Annotated in this window: 11 protein-coding genes and 1 tRNA gene; 5 read left to right on the top strand and 7 right to left on the bottom strand. The window is 56.3% G+C overall.

The features are described from left to right. Window positions 1–2: 2 nt before the first annotated feature. Together C7378_RS18090 and C7378_RS16015 are read right to left on the bottom strand one after the other, a co-directional pair. The gene (locus C7378_RS18090) at window positions 3–128 is read right to left on the bottom strand and encodes a hypothetical protein (protein ID WP_279388605.1); all 126 of its coding nucleotides are present in this window, start codon (window positions 126–128) and stop codon (window positions 3–5) included. Window positions 129–135: 7 nt separating this feature from the next. Beyond that, the gene (locus C7378_RS16015) at window positions 136–1,311 is read right to left on the bottom strand and encodes a M20 family metallopeptidase (protein ID WP_131998968.1); all 1,176 of its coding nucleotides are present in this window, start codon (window positions 1,309–1,311) and stop codon (window positions 136–138) included. Between the two features lie 159 nt (window positions 1,312–1,470). On the opposite strand from C7378_RS16015, the gene lpxC reads away from it, so the two are divergent. After that, window positions 1,471–2,382 (top strand): UDP-3-O-acyl-N-acetylglucosamine deacetylase, encoded by a 912-nt coding sequence (gene lpxC, locus C7378_RS16010; protein WP_424221498.1) that lies wholly within the window; start codon window positions 1,471–1,473, stop codon window positions 2,380–2,382. A 79-nt stretch (window positions 2,383–2,461) separates the two neighbouring features. Here lpxC and C7378_RS16005 read toward each other — a convergent pair whose 3' ends face one another. Next, window positions 2,462–3,724, bottom strand: a complete 1,263-nt coding sequence (locus tag C7378_RS16005) for a sensor histidine kinase (RefSeq protein ID WP_131998964.1) — start codon at window positions 3,722–3,724, stop codon at window positions 2,462–2,464. A 230-nt stretch (window positions 3,725–3,954) separates the two neighbouring features. Between C7378_RS16005 and ggt the strand changes: the two genes are divergently transcribed. The 3 genes from ggt (at window position 3,955) to C7378_RS15990 (ending at window position 7,099) form a co-directional block, all read left to right on the top strand. After that, the gene (ggt, locus tag C7378_RS16000; RefSeq protein WP_131998962.1) at window positions 3,955–5,694 is read left to right on the top strand and encodes a gamma-glutamyltransferase; all 1,740 of its coding nucleotides are present in this window, start codon (window positions 3,955–3,957) and stop codon (window positions 5,692–5,694) included. A gap of 36 nt (window positions 5,695–5,730) precedes the next feature. After that, on the top strand, window positions 5,731–6,168 hold the full coding sequence (locus C7378_RS15995) for a DUF6526 family protein (protein WP_131998960.1): 438 nt from the start codon (window positions 5,731–5,733) through the stop codon (window positions 6,166–6,168). Between the two features lie 163 nt (window positions 6,169–6,331). Continuing rightward, the gene (locus C7378_RS15990; RefSeq protein WP_243648304.1) at window positions 6,332–7,099 is read left to right on the top strand and encodes a sugar phosphate isomerase/epimerase family protein; all 768 of its coding nucleotides are present in this window, start codon (window positions 6,332–6,334) and stop codon (window positions 7,097–7,099) included. A 78-nt stretch (window positions 7,100–7,177) separates the two neighbouring features. On the opposite strand, the gene C7378_RS15985 is transcribed toward C7378_RS15990, so the two are convergent. The 4 genes from C7378_RS15985 to C7378_RS15970 form a co-directional block, all read right to left on the bottom strand. After that, window positions 7,178–10,765: a TonB-dependent receptor domain-containing protein gene (locus C7378_RS15985; RefSeq protein ID WP_165876852.1), complete on the bottom strand. Its 3,588-nt coding sequence runs from the start codon at window positions 10,763–10,765 to the stop codon at window positions 7,178–7,180. 452 nt (window positions 10,766–11,217) lie between these two features. Further along, window positions 11,218–11,294 (bottom strand) — tRNA-Pro (locus C7378_RS15980). A 48-nt stretch (window positions 11,295–11,342) separates the two neighbouring features. Next, a complete protein-coding gene (locus tag C7378_RS15975; RefSeq protein ID WP_243648303.1) occupies window positions 11,343–12,266 on the bottom strand; it encodes a cation diffusion facilitator family transporter in 924 nt (307 codons plus the stop codon). Between the two features lie 50 nt (window positions 12,267–12,316). Then, window positions 12,317–12,799 (bottom strand): hypothetical protein, encoded by a 483-nt coding sequence (locus C7378_RS15970; protein ID WP_131998952.1) that lies wholly within the window; start codon window positions 12,797–12,799, stop codon window positions 12,317–12,319. A gap of 316 nt (window positions 12,800–13,115) precedes the next feature. Here C7378_RS15970 and hslV point away from each other — a divergent pair, with 316 nt between their 5' ends. Further along, window positions 13,116–13,730 (top strand): ATP-dependent protease subunit HslV, encoded by a 615-nt coding sequence (gene hslV, locus C7378_RS15965; protein ID WP_131998950.1) that lies wholly within the window; start codon window positions 13,116–13,118, stop codon window positions 13,728–13,730. The last annotated feature ends 15 nt before the right edge of the window (window positions 13,731–13,745 follow it).

Below are 13,745 nucleotides of genomic sequence, written 5' to 3'. Positions count from 1 at the left end.
GATCAAGGCCGCTTGACGGGTTCACTCTGCTCGGCGTCACGCTCGCGTTCAGGGGGTCTGGCCGCAGCCAGACCAAAGACAATGAGCAGCGTGACAGCCAGCAATCCGAACTCGATCAACTTCAGCATGCGATCCTCAGTTCTTCAACGGTAGAGAAGCAATCATTGCGGCCAGCAGGGCCGTACGTGGCGCCAGATGCGCCAGCAGCAGGGATTCGTGCCGGGCGTGCGCGGCTTCGCCCACCGCCCCCATGCCGTCCAGGGTGGGAACCCCCAGAGCGGAGGTAAAGTTGCCGTCCGACCCGCCACCGGTGGAGGCCTCTTCAAGCGTAAATCCGAGTCCCGCCGCCAGGGTCGTCGCATGGCGGAAGAGTGCAGCTGTCGCGCGGGTACGCTCCATAGGCGGACGGTTGATGCCACCGGACACTGTCAGCTTGCAGGCCTTGTCTACCGCGCGCAAGGAACGGAAACGGCGATCGATCCTCGCTGCGTCTGCTTTCCTGGCGATCCGCACGTCCACCTCCGCCTCTGCTTCGGCTGCTATTACGTTAGACCGTGTTCCGCCGGAAACGGTTCCGGCATTTACTGTGATGCCCCGGTCAAGCTCAGTGAATTCGCTGAGGATCGGGATCTGCCGTGCCAGTTCGAGCACCGCTGAATGGCCCTTTTCAAAGTCGACACCGCTATGGGCCGCGATGCCCTCCACGCGAACCGTGTAGCTGCCGACGCCCTTGCGTGCCGTCTTGTAGGCGCCGCTGAGCCCCTGCGCCGGCTCCAGCACAAACACTGCAGAGCACGCCGACGCAATCCGCTCGATCATAGCGCGCGAGTCGCGGCTGCCCGTCTCTTCATCGCAACTCAGCAGCAGAATCACCTGACGGTCGAGCATCTGTTTTTCGGTCAGGATTTGAAGCGCAACGATCGCCATAGCGACACCGGCCTTCATATCGAGCACCCCGGGACCGGCCACCCGCTCCTCCGTGATGCGAAACGGCATCACTCCAAGCGTGCCCATGGGCCACACAGTATCCAGATGGCCAAGCAGCAATAGGGGCTTCTGGCCTCTCCGCACAGGCCCAAAACGAGCTTCCAGCATACCGCCACTGCTCTTGCGGCGGTGGACCCGGACGCGCGCGCCAGCCTTGCCGCACTCTTCCGCTACAAACGCCACGCAGCGGCTGCACGCCGCTCGATCCTCGCTGGGGGATTCGATTTCCACCATCTGGCGGAGCAGAGCCAGGAGTTGTTTCTGCTGCTCGTCAGCGGCGATTCGCAGCGCGCCAAGGACAGACGAAGTGAGAATTGAAGTCATAACTTTAAGGTAAGCCCCTTCTGGATGAGCTATTTACTGTCTTTGTACCCAGCCGTCTCGTGAGTCATATTCCGCCACGCTAATGTGGCGAATATGCCACAGCTAAACTTAATTCGCAGAGGGTAGTCTATTGGTTCATGCCCACGGGCGAGGAAAATTTTGTCAGAAGCAGAATATCTCGAACACACGATAGCGGCAGTTGTTGAGTTCTCGGGGGTAGGCCTGCACAGCGGCGCTCCCGTCTCGATGCGGCTGCTGCCTGCACCCGCGGGCTCGGGCATAGTCTTCCGCAGGACTGACCTGGACAATTTTGAGATAGCGGCCACCAGCCGCAATGTCGCCAAGGTCAGCTATGCAACCAGCCTGATGCGGAAAGGCGTTCTGATCCAGACGACCGAACATCTGCTCTCGGCGCTTATCGGCATGGGGGTCGATAACGTCATCGTCGAGCTCGACAATCTGGAACTCCCCATCCTCGACGGAAGTGCGATCCCTTATGTGGACGCCTTTCGCAACACCGGCCTCAAGACCCAGCGGCGGCGGCGTGAATACATTCGCATCCTCAAGGACGTTGAGGTGCGCGAGGGTGACAAGTTTATCGGCGTCTATCCGGGCGACGGCTATAGCATCAGCTACAAGATCGACTTTCCCCAGCCCATAGGGAAGCATGGCTTCGAGGTGGATCTTGCAGCCCGCACCTATGGCGTGGAGATAGCTCCGGCGCGAACCTTCGGCTTCAAGGAAGACGAGCAGAAGCTTCGCGATATGGGTCTGATCCGCGGAGTATCAGAGTCCAGCGCAATCATTCTCGACAGGGAAGGTGTGCGGAACGGACCCCTGCGGTTTGACGATGAGTTTGTCCGGCACAAAGTGCTGGATCTGATCGGCGATCTCGCTCTGGCAGGTCACCAGATTCTGGGACGCGTTGTTGCAGAACGTGCTGGCCATGCCATGCACACCGCACTGGTTTCAAGACTGATGCGCGACCGCTCCGCATGGAGCCTGACGACGCTGGCTGCGACGCAGCGGGAACCGTTGGCACGGCGATCTGCTTCCCTTGCAGTGGTCTAACACGCTGCTTTCGTTTCCGCCGACTAATGCGATACGCGGTCGGTTCCATTCCTGGCAACAGCTCTCTTTTATGGCAAACCTATCTTGAGGCAACGGAAGCTGTCTTCTGCATCTGGCGGCGTCCTGCCTGAACCGAGCTAAAGGGAGCCAGAGGAACATAGGGCGGCGTTCCTAAGGGTAGCCAGATATTGAACAGAGTTCCGCGAATTGCGGCTTCACCAGCCGTCCTCGAGCGGAACTTTATCCTCCCCCCCAGCTTCTCAATCAGGGAATGGGCAAGCCAGAGACCGAGCCCGGTTCCCTGTTCTCCCTTGGTGGTGAAGAAGAGGCTGAAGAGGCGGGTGCGGTCAGCAGGCTGCACACCCGGGCCATTGTCGGCAACGGTAATGGAGTATCCTCCGCGGCGGGGTTGAACGCGAACGAATATCTTCCCATCCTCTCCAATAGCCGCTGCGGCATTCTGAATCAGGTTAATGAGAACCTGGCGTAATTCTCCCGGGTAGGCTCGGATAGCTACGGTCGCCCGCATTCGAGTTTGAATCTGAATATTGTTGCGAACCAGAGCCGGGGCCTGCAGATCGATAATGCTCTGCAAGAGTGGAACCAGGGATACCTCAACCGGCGCGGCCGATTCTCGATAAAGTGAAAGCGTACTGCGGGCTATGTCGCCCGCGCGAATAATTTCGCCCTGCGCAGAGTCGACCAGCCGTTGCATTTCAGGGGAAAGTCCGGCGCCTGTACGAAGAAGATGAAGGACGTTCCCCACTGACTCAAGCGGATTACTGATTTCGTGCGCAATGGAAGCAGAAATTCGCCCCGCGACCGCGAGCTTCTCAGACGCGATCAGCGACGTGAGCGCTCTGTCTTTCTCCTGCTGTGTCGTGGAGAGCATGAAGATGAAGCGCTCCATGTTACGCGTGAGAGCAGGCGCAATTCGCACGAAGAGGATGGCCGTAGGAACCGAGGCGGCCGCACATATGGTTTTGACTACCGTTGAAAAACGATAGATGGGCCACCACAGGGTAATAACTTCCATGACATGCGTCATGCCGCATGCAACGATAAAGGTGCCGAAGGCGACGAAGATCCAGACGTAGCGATTAATTTCCGCAACTTGGCGAAGTCTTGACGACATCCAGAAAAGCGCCAGGAAGATCAGCAGATAGGAAGCCGCGATCAGGCTGTCCATTACGACATTTGTCCAGATCAAGCCCGGCTGCAGAAGATAGCAGAACCGGTGGGCCATGTAGTTGGACGAGAGGATGTAGTCCGTGGCTCTATGCCAGAACATGACGACAGGCATCCAGGACAACAGCACTGCGGCTAATGCAAATTTCTTCACCGGACAGAGTCACCCCGGAGGAATTTAAAAGAACGATTTGGAAAGCTGTCGAACATCACAACCAGCTATGCACCTTACCAAACGAATTTCTTTTGTAGCCTTACGCGTCACCGTACTTGCGCATAATCTTAAATGCCTGCCGTTCAATACGCGAATCCGTCTTTCGGACTAGCATAATCCCGTCAAATCATGCGGCAAAACACCAAAATCACGCTACACTAGCGCGTACAATGATGCGATTTGCCGTCTCTGCCCTGGCCGCTTCTCTTACCTTCAGTTCCCTGCTCTATGCACAGCCTGCAGCGGTTCCAAATTACCGCAGCGAGGTTCCTGAGCGCGCTCCGCATGCCATGGTCGTATCCATTCACCATCGAGCTACCGATGTGGGCGTACAGATATTGAAGAACGGTGGTAATGCGGTCGACGCTGCCGTCGCCGTGGGATTCGCGCTGGCTGTTGTCTACTCGGATGCAGGCAACCTCGGCGGAGGTGGCTTCATGCTCATCCACCTCAAGGACGGGCGATCCACTTTCCTGGACTATCGCGAGCGCGCTCCATTGGCGGCCACCCCCGATATGTACCTCGATGCAAAGGGAAATGTGGTGCCGAATGAGAGCATCGTCGGCTATAAAGCGATCGGCGTGCCCGGCTCAGTTGCAGGGCTTGTTTATGCCGAGAAAAAATACGGCAAATTGACCTTGGCCGAGGTAATGGCCCCCGCCATCAAACTCGCCTCCGACGGCTATGTGCTGACCGATGAGGAAGCCGCCATGCTCCACTATCCCTCCCTGGCAGAGTTCCCGGCATCCCGGCGAATCTTTCAGCGTGATGGCAACTTTTACAAGGCGGGAGAAACCTTCAAACAGCCGGAACTGGCACAGACCCTCAAGGAAATTGCCCGGGACCCGGATAGTTTTTACCACGGAGCGATAGCGAAAAAGCTCGCTGCGGACATGCAGAAGGGCGGCGGACTCATTACCGAAAAGGATCTGGCAGCCTACACGGTTAAGGAGCGCGAACCGCTTCAGGCAAGCTACCAGGGGTATGACATCATCAGCGCGCCGCCGCCGTCTTCCGGCGGAGTGGCGTTGATCGAGGCCCTCAATATTCTGGACGGCTATAACCTGGCGCGGCTCGGAGATCGAACGCCTGCGGAGATGCACCTGATACTGGAGGCCTTCCGGCGCGCCTACATGGATCGGACCGATTATCTCGGCGACCCGGATTACGTGAAAATTCCGATTCAACAGATGATCGATCCGCGCTATGCCGCCGCTTTCAGAGCAAGCATCAAGGAAGATGCGGCGACACCATCGGCAGAGTTGAAGCGCCCGGAGGGTTATCTGCCGCCTCCTCCAAAGATTGCGGCTATAAAGCAGGAAGCAACGGATACGACGCACTACTCCGTGATGGACGCTGACGGCGACGCCGTCTCCGTAACCACAACTCTCAATAACTACTTCGGCTCGGGCGTGACTGCGGAAGGGCTAGGCTTCCTGATGAATGACGAGATGGACGACTTCACCTCCAAGCAGGGAGTACCAAATATGTTCGGGCTGATCCAGGGACCGGCTAACGCTATTGCCCCTGGCAAGCGGCCTCTCTCCAGCATGACGCCAACCATCGTACTCAAGGACGGCAAGGTAAGCATGGTGCTCGGCTCCCCTGGCGGCTCACGTATCATCACCACCGTGGCGAACATCTTCCTGAGCGTTGCTGACGGGGGTTTGAATATTCAATCGGCAGTGGATGCACCACGCTTTCACCATCAGTACCTGCCGGACATCGTCTATTTGGAGCCCGGCTTTCCTGATGCGTCCATCGAGGGCCTGCGATCGATGGGGTATAGCGTGGATGTTGGAAAACAGGTCTGGAGCGACGGCGAGTGCATAGCGGTCAACCCGGTCACTGGCATGCTGGAAGGCGGCCAGGATCACCGGCGTCACTTCGGAAAAGCTGCGGGGTATTAGACTGGCTCTGCAAGCTGCGCCGAATGGAGTACACCGATGAGCGAAAAACGTCCCCAGACATTTGCCAACCATGCCAGGCTGGATCCATGGTTCCACTTCATGGTCGCGCCCATTTTTCTGCTCTGCTTCATCTTCGCGGTCTGGCTGCTGGTGCAGCATCCTGACAGCTTCCATGTCTGGCTGGCGCTCCTGAGTTTTGGGCTGCTGCTGCTCACCGGCATCGCCCGGCTCTACTCGCTCAAGGTGCAGGACCGCGTCATCCGCCTGGAGGAGCGGCTCAGGCTGACCGCACTCCTGCAGGAGCCTCTCAGATCACGCATCCATGAACTGACGGAGAGGCAACTGATCGCACTGCGGTTCGCGCCGGACGCTGAGATCCCTGCGCTGGTCGAAAAAACATTGCGAGACCATCTGAAACCGGCGGATATCAAGAAATCAATTGAGGTCTGGAGACCCGATTACTGGCGCGTCTAGGCGTAATCTTGGATATACATTAGAGCCCTATACATGACTTCTGCCCCGGCGCACTTGTCTCGAAATGAGAAGATAAGGAGAAGCCAGATCGATCGGGGTATCCCGCACCATGTTGAAAGTCATCTCTTCTCATATATTTCTCCGCAGTCGTTTGCATCCCGGCATGCTTGAAATTTTTGCCCGTGCCGGCGCCCAGGGTGTAGAGCTTTTCGCAGCAAAACAGCACTTAGACTATGCCAATCGTGTGGCAATTCGAGAGCTGGCAGATTGGTTCAGATCAAACCCGCTTGAGCCATTCTCCATGCATGCGCCGCTCTACCCCGACAGCGAAATGGGCCGTGCAGGCGCACCGGCCGTAAATCTTATTCATCCCGATAAGTCGCGACGCATTGACGCGATGGATGAGATTAAGCGCGCACTTGAGGCCGCCGAACTGATTCCCTTCCGTTTCATGGTCATCCATCTGGGAGAGCGGGACGATCAGTGGAGCCCGCGGTCGCTTGAACACTCGCTTACCGCGCTCGAACACCTGAAGGCATTTGCAGGGCCGCTCGGTGTGAAGCTGTTGATCGAGAACCTGCAGAATGAGGTCACGCGCCCTCAGAATATCCTTGAGATCCTGCATGTCGGCCACTTCGATTCGATTGGCGTGTGCCTGGACGTAGGCCATGCAAATCTCACCGGCGGCACTGCCTCTGCATTAGCGGAACTGAAACCCTATATCCGCTCCGCCCACCTGCACGATAATCACGGGGAACGCGACGAACACCTGTGGCCCGGCGAGGGAACGATCGCATGGGAAGAAACGATGAAGGAGCTGAAGACTGCCCCGCAGACACCCGCCGGCGTGCTTGAGATTCACTACTCGCTGGGGGATTCGCCAGAGGAAGTAACGACTAAGATGAGCAAGGCATTTTCTCTTCTAGATTAAGAAGATTTATTCACTCAATCGAAGCTTAAGTTATAGGACGGAGATATCAATCTCCGTCCTATAACTATTTGGAGTGAGTTAGAAGCTATACTTCATCGCTACCTGAATGACACGCGCATTCGGCTCAAGCGCGCTGAAGCGGGTAGAAGTAATGCTGCTGGCATTGGCTCCCTGCAAACCGTTGTTCGGGTTTCCGAACGAGGGGTGATTGAGAACGTTGAAGACATCTGCGCGGAACTGCAGAGCAGACTCGCGCAGCGGAATGGCGAAATCCTTGAACAGGGACATGTCCAGACCATTGAAGCCAGGACCGTTCACAGAGACGCGACCCGGAGGCCCAAAGGGTATCGTTCCTGCGTGCGTTATATCGATCAGGTTATGAGCCGGATCATCCGGACCGTTATAAGCCTGTGGAGGATTCTTGTAGGCACAAGGGTTGTACCACGACTCCAGGGTGCGGGTCTTGGTAGCGCAAACCTCATGTGGCTGTGTAACTGGATCCGGTGAGCCGCCAGGAGAGAACGGATCGCTCACCCGGATAGGATAGCTCGCACCCTGATTCGAAGAATTCAGGAAAATGGGAGTTCCCGTCTGGACCTGGAAGATAAAGCTCGTCTTCCAGCCACCTGCAACTGCGTTTGCAATCCCTGGACGATTCAGGAATTTATGTCCGACTCCAAATGGAAGTTCGTACTGCGGTGAGAAGGTGAAGCGGTTGCGCACATCCTGCGTGCAGGCTCCGTAATCGTAGCGAAGGCCGAGATAGTTAGGATTGCGATAGCCTCCATCCTGCGACTGCCCAATAGGACCGAAGGCATCATCCAGGCAGTGAGACCATGTGTACCCTGCAAGGAAATACAGCCCCCCGCTGTAGCGCTTCTCTATCTTTGCCTGCAGTGAGTCATACCGGCCAACACCCGAGTTACCCACCATGACTACACCGAAATCATGAAAGGACTGGTAGAGCTGGCCATTCGCTCCGCGAGGTACGATCCCAGCGTACTGGTTAGCGTTATAGCTCTCCCTCAAATGCCGGCTCTGATTGCCCTGATAGCCGATGGTGAAAGAGAGTGAATCAGTCAGCGAATGCTGAATGTTGAGGTTATAGGCAACCGTGTAAGCAGGCTTGTTGCTTTGTTCGGCCGCATAGATCGTCGGCAGATTGGCGAAGTTCACCAGGCCGCCGTTAGGCGCATTCAGTGCCTGACTAAAGCCGGTTTCCAGTGTCTGCCCATTCGTCGGACACGTGATCGCACCGTTGATATTCTGGCAGACATTTGGATTAGGGATAAAGTTTGCGTTGACGTTAAACGGCGCATTGTTACCCAGATTCAGCCCCAGCCCGATATCTTCCAGATCTCCATAGAAGAGTCCGCCACCGGCACGAAGGACGGTCTTAGGATCGAGCATGTACGAAAGCCCCACGCGCGGTGCAAAGTTCAGCTTCTTCAGATCCACAAGGGACCGGTTGGAAACATACTGCACAGTAATGTGGTCTGCTGTGAATGCGGATTGCAGCTGCGGTGGTATCGGATAGTTCTTCTGCGAGTTGGGAATGAGGTATGTGCCGCTTCCCTGGTTGAGTCCGGCGTAGTTACCAACGAAGTTAGCTTGGTGATCAAACGCCTCGACAAAGGGTTGAGCATATTCCCAGCGAAGTCCAAGGTTGAGAATAAGACGCGAGTTCACTCTCCAGTCATCCTGAACGTACGCCGCCTCATACCAGCGCAGATTGGTGATAGGCGTAATGCTCGTTATCGAAGAGCTGTTCATCTGATCCAGCATGAAGTCAGCTACACCCGAACCGGAGATGATGTTTGGGTTGCCGGGATCCGAAGTATAAACACCGGAGAAGTTTTCACTTCCCAGACCATTGGGCGGCTGCAGCCCATAGAAGCGAATGTGCTGCAGATTCACTCCAACTTTAAGAGTGTGCTTACCAGCCACCTTTGAGACGTTATCAATGATCTGAAGTACATTCTGTGTTTCCACCGAAGGTACATAGCCTGAAACACCTACGCTGTTGATGAAGCCCCCGAAGCTGAGATCCGGCATGCCTCCTAGATTCGGCCCAAAGGGAATTCCACCCAGCCCTAGTTGAGCTGCAATATTCTGCGTGCTGTTCACCTGCAGATATGCGGCATGGAGCCAGTTGTACCCTACGCGAAATTCGTTGGAGAGTGTCGGAGAGAAGAAGTGCGTTTCGCTGATGACGCCGCTCTTGCTGTAGTTAGCATTCTGGCCGCCACTGCCAAATCCACCGCCGTCGAGAATTCCAAAGGGTGGTGTATAGTTTGTCGGGTTATTCGAGTAGCTGTAGCGTCCGAATGCCTGATCGTTCTGCGAAGGGTTATAGTCTACGCGAACATCATATTGTGTCGTGTTATTGGTGAAGGATGTTGCAGGAATCGTGTAGTTATTGAATACCTGATGGGGACTTCCCTGATTCGGCTTGGGAAAGAGCTTCAAAATGTTTTGCGCGACGGTGTTGACCTGCGTCGGGCAGATGACATTCTGGGCGCCATTGCAGCCAAGATAGCGCTGCTGTACATTCGGATCCTCCGCTGCACCAGGAGCGCTGGTTGGATTGCCTCCTAGAAGATAGAGCGGAATTGAACCATTTCCATTCGTATTGTTCGGATCGAGCATTTCGGAGAAGTCTCCGTTGCGAATCGCATCCGTAGGTACGGTGTTGTTGGGCTGTGCAGGGACATAGGAAGAGATACGCGTGCCCTGCGCATCAGCGAAATAGAACAGCTTATCCTTGATGAAACGGCCACCAAGAGTAGCGCCAAACTGGTTCTGGTGATAAGAAGTCCTTCCGCTATTGAAGTAATCGATTGCAGCCATACGATCACTGCGAAAATACTCCCAAAGGCTTCCGTGCATTTCATTCGAGCCGGACTTGATTGATGCGTTGACAGCCGCACCGGTTGACCGTCCCAACTCTGCACTGTAATCGCTGCTCTCGACCTTAAACTCTGCGAGTGCATCCGGAGGCGGCCTTACTGCGTAGGTAGCTCCGTTGAGAAAATCCTGCATGTTTGAGTTATTGTCAACGCCATCGAGGATGAAGTTGTTCTGCGACACGCGGCTTCCGTTCGAACTGAAATCGCCTGCGCCAGCTACTTGCCGGAAACCCTGATTTGGAGCAGCTACGCCGGTAGCAAGCTGCGCGATAAAGACATAATTCCGCCCGTCCAGAGGCGTGTCGTTAATAACCTTGGTTGAAAATACCTGTCCAGTCGAAGCATCTTCCGTCTGCAACTCCGGGGCTGACGTCACCGTCACCGTCTCAGTGGCGGCGCCCGGCTTCATCTTGAAGTTCACCGCGACCCGCTGGCTCACATCAACCTTGATGTTTTCTCTTCTAATATTTGCAAAGCCGGGAGCGGTGGCTTCCAGCGTATAGTTTCCAATCTTAATCGGCGTGAAAACAAAGAAGCCGCCTTTGTCCGTCTGCCGGGAAAGCACCAGGCCCGTGGCCGTATCAGTGATCGTCACGGTTGCATTGGGTATGACCGCGCCGGTGGTATCGACGATGGTCCCGCTGATACCCCCCTGATCGACCTGCGAAAAGCTCTTGAGCGGTGAAAACAGGAAAAAAAGCATAGCCACGCATAACGTGGCGAGAAACACACCACTGCGGGCATTCTTACTTTGCATGACTGGCTCCGAAACGGGCCCAATTTGAGATGTATAGATGTCTACCCGGGCTCCGTGAAGGAAATTATTGACTGGCGTACACATTTTCGCAAGCGAAATATTAATTTCTCTTACGAATGACGCTCGCCATGTCCTTCGACCACCAAAAATGCCTGGAACAACCCCAAGAAGACCGCGCGGGGCGCCGCTCGATGCTGAAGAGGAAGACAGCTAAAGGGAGAACTGCCGACGGAACAAAAGCAGCGCCCCCTCAGTCGCTCTACTGCTGAAGCGCTGAAGCGACGGGCAGAGCAACTTCCTCACAGGGTGGGTGAGGTAAAAAACTTGGAATGGCCCTTGGAGAAGTAGCCGAAACAGCGTGGCATTTAGGTAGGAATTTCCTGGAGAGAGTCACTGTTTACGCGTCCGCCGCCCGCTTGTGAGGCAAACCGTAAACGAACTCATTCTTCGGATGGTCGGGGCGGAGGGATTCGAACCCCCGGCCCTCTGCTCCCAAAGCAGATGCGCTACCAGGCTGCGCTACGCCCCGACTCTTTCAAATTGTACCCCAGGGTTCCACTGCTGCTGAAGTTCACGGCTAATGCGAATGGCTGTGGCCGTGATGATGGTGGTGATGCCCATGCGCGGAGACTTCTTCGATGGCCATCACGCATCCGTGAACGACTTCACACTCCACATTCTCAAACTGAATTGTGGTGTGATTGATGTGGAACTTGTCCCGCAGCATTGCCTTGATTTGCTCAAGAATCTGGGCACTGGCTGAAGGAGGAATGTCGGCAATAGTCACATGGGTAGCCAAGGCCCGTGTCTGCGAACCGAGGCTCCACACATGGAGATCGTGTATATCTTCGACACCTTGAATGGTGGCGAGTGAATCCCGTATTTCCTGCAGAGAGAGTCCACCGGGCGTGCCCTCGAGCAGGATATTCAGGGTTTCACGGACGATACCGATAGAGGACCAGAGAACCAAAGCCGCAATGAGGAGTGACAGTAATGGATCAATCCAGTGCAGGCCTGTAAGCAGGATTGCTGCGCCGCCGGCAATCACCGCCGCCGTCGACAGAGTATCGCCCAGCATGTGAATGAAGACGGAACGGATATTCACGTCTCCGCTCGACTTCCAGAGGAAGGCGGCAATCACGCCATTCATCACCACGCCGGCAGTCGCCACGATCATCATGATGCGCGGCTGCACCGTTTCGGGCGAGCCCAGCCGGTGCACTGCTTCGATCACGATCCAGACAGCGATGAAGATCAGCGCCAGGGCATTGAGGAAGGCAGCCAATACGCCGGCGCGCTGGTAGCCGAAGGTCTTGGTATCTGTTGCTGGCCGCCCCTGGAAATACACCGCGACGAAGGAGAGCAGAAGCGCGAGGGCGTCAGATGCGTTGTGGCCCGCCTCCGAGATCAAAGCCAGCGAATGGGCACGCAGTCCTGCCACCAGCGTAAGCACCACATAAGCAAGAGTCGCCACCACGGAGAGGCGCAGTACCCGCTTCATACGCTCAGTCGGCGCGCCGTGAACATGCATGTAATCAGTGTATAGCGGGCCTAGAGAAACGGCGCAGCTTTTACTCTGGGCCGCCGCGGTGTGCGCCGGATAGGAACTGAATTGGCCGTATCCCTCAGGCCGCTCCAACCCTCCGCCACGATGATCGAGTTCTCCGGCCGGTGCGTGTCATAGCGGACCGACGCCGGAAACCCAATGCGGCATTGGTGAATATCAAGGTGTTCCTTGAGGGAAGTAACGTCCTGGGAGCACTCGTAGACCACTCCCGCTATTTCGTACTGATAGAGGATCAGCTGCAGCCCGCCGGCTCGTCCACTCTCCTGCTCATCGAGGTCGGAGATATCGATCACCGTGCCGTCGATGATGCGTCCTCCCTGCACCAGTTCCATCCGGCGCTGGCGCTCCAGTTCGGCTTCATCAGGAGCTTTGCGTAGAGCAACATAAGCAGCAATTCCACCGATACAGAGCCCGGCGGCGAGGAGCGTTCCGAGCAGTTGAGGATCGCGTAATGATAGACCGGTCATCTATTTTGTCCGTCGGCGGCTATGCAAACGAGTATAGATGGAAAATACTCTCTTGGAGCAGCGCACAATGCCTTTGGTGGCACCTCTTCGGCTTCCCCTGTAGGACGACTTGCAAACAGCAGTCCGACCAGATGCATCGACGCCCGCAAAATCAGCAACTTGCCTTAGGATGGCAACGCTGGGCGGCCTTCGTCCGGGATCGGAGCCGATGAGAGACATTGACTGCTTGCCCATTGGATCCTCCCGAATCTGCGAGTGTAAAGCAGAGGCAGCGGCCTCTCGCTGAAGGCTCTGGAGCGGTATACTTCTAATAAGCATGTCGAAACGAAAGTCTTCTCCCGCTACTCAGCGGGGCGGTATCTCAGCCTCCCATTCTGACCCGAGCACAGGCCTCAGGCGCATCCGCTCCACCACCGTCATCTGCGTGCGCCGCAACGGCAGCGTAGCCATGGCCGCCGACGGACAGGTCACGCTCGGCGAAACCGTCATCAAGCACTCCGCGCGCAAGATACGCCGTCTCTATCAGGATAAGATTCTCGCGGGCTTCGCCGGCTCTACTGCGGATGCATTTTCCCTCTTCAGCCGTTTCGAGGCAAAGCTTGAGCAGTACGCCGGCAATCTTGGCCGCTCTGCCGTCGAGCTGGCTAAGGAGTGGCGCACCGACAAGATGCTTCGCAACCTTGAGGCTCTGCTCGTTGTCTCCGATCCGCATCAGACTTTTCTCCTCAGCGGCTCCGGCGACGTAATTGAGCCCGATGAGGGCATAGCGACCATCGGCAGTGGCGGATCCTATGCGCTCGCCGCGGCGCGTGCACTGATGGAGAACACGCAACTCAGCGCGCGCGAGATTGCCGAAAAATCCCTGCACATCGCCGGACAGATCTGCATTTACACCAACGAGCAGATCACCCTCGAAGAGCTGCACGCTTAAAAACAGCCCCCGGAA

Origin of the sequence: Acidipila rosea (assembly GCF_004339725.1) — a bacterium.
Taxonomy (GTDB): domain Bacteria; phylum Acidobacteriota; class Terriglobia; order Terriglobales; family Acidobacteriaceae; genus Acidipila; species Acidipila rosea.
The sequence above is the reverse complement of the archived record's forward strand: the minus strand, read 5'-3'. Positions and strand labels throughout refer to the sequence as shown.

Coding starts and splice junctions, on each gene's coding strand:
- C7378_RS18090 (WP_279388605.1), bottom strand. CDS start 128: ATGCTGAAGTTGATCGAGTTCGGATTGCTGGCTGTCACGCTGCTCATT.
- C7378_RS16015 (WP_131998968.1), bottom strand. CDS start 1,311: ATGACTTCAATTCTCACTTCGTCTGTCCTTGGCGCGCTGCGAATCGCC.
- ggt (WP_131998962.1), top strand. CDS start 3,955: ATGATGCGATTTGCCGTCTCTGCCCTGGCCGCTTCTCTTACCTTCAGT.
- C7378_RS15995 (WP_131998960.1), top strand. CDS start 5,731: ATGAGCGAAAAACGTCCCCAGACATTTGCCAACCATGCCAGGCTGGAT.
- C7378_RS15990 (WP_243648304.1), top strand. CDS start 6,332: ATGCTTGAAATTTTTGCCCGTGCCGGCGCCCAGGGTGTAGAGCTTTTC.
- C7378_RS15985 (WP_165876852.1), bottom strand. CDS start 10,765: ATGCAAAGTAAGAATGCCCGCAGTGGTGTGTTTCTCGCCACGTTATGC.
- C7378_RS15975 (WP_243648303.1), bottom strand. CDS start 12,266: ATGAAGCGGGTACTGCGCCTCTCCGTGGTGGCGACTCTTGCTTATGTG.
- C7378_RS15970 (WP_131998952.1), bottom strand. CDS start 12,799: ATGACCGGTCTATCATTACGCGATCCTCAACTGCTCGGAACGCTCCTC.
- hslV (WP_131998950.1), top strand. CDS start 13,116: ATGTCGAAACGAAAGTCTTCTCCCGCTACTCAGCGGGGCGGTATCTCA.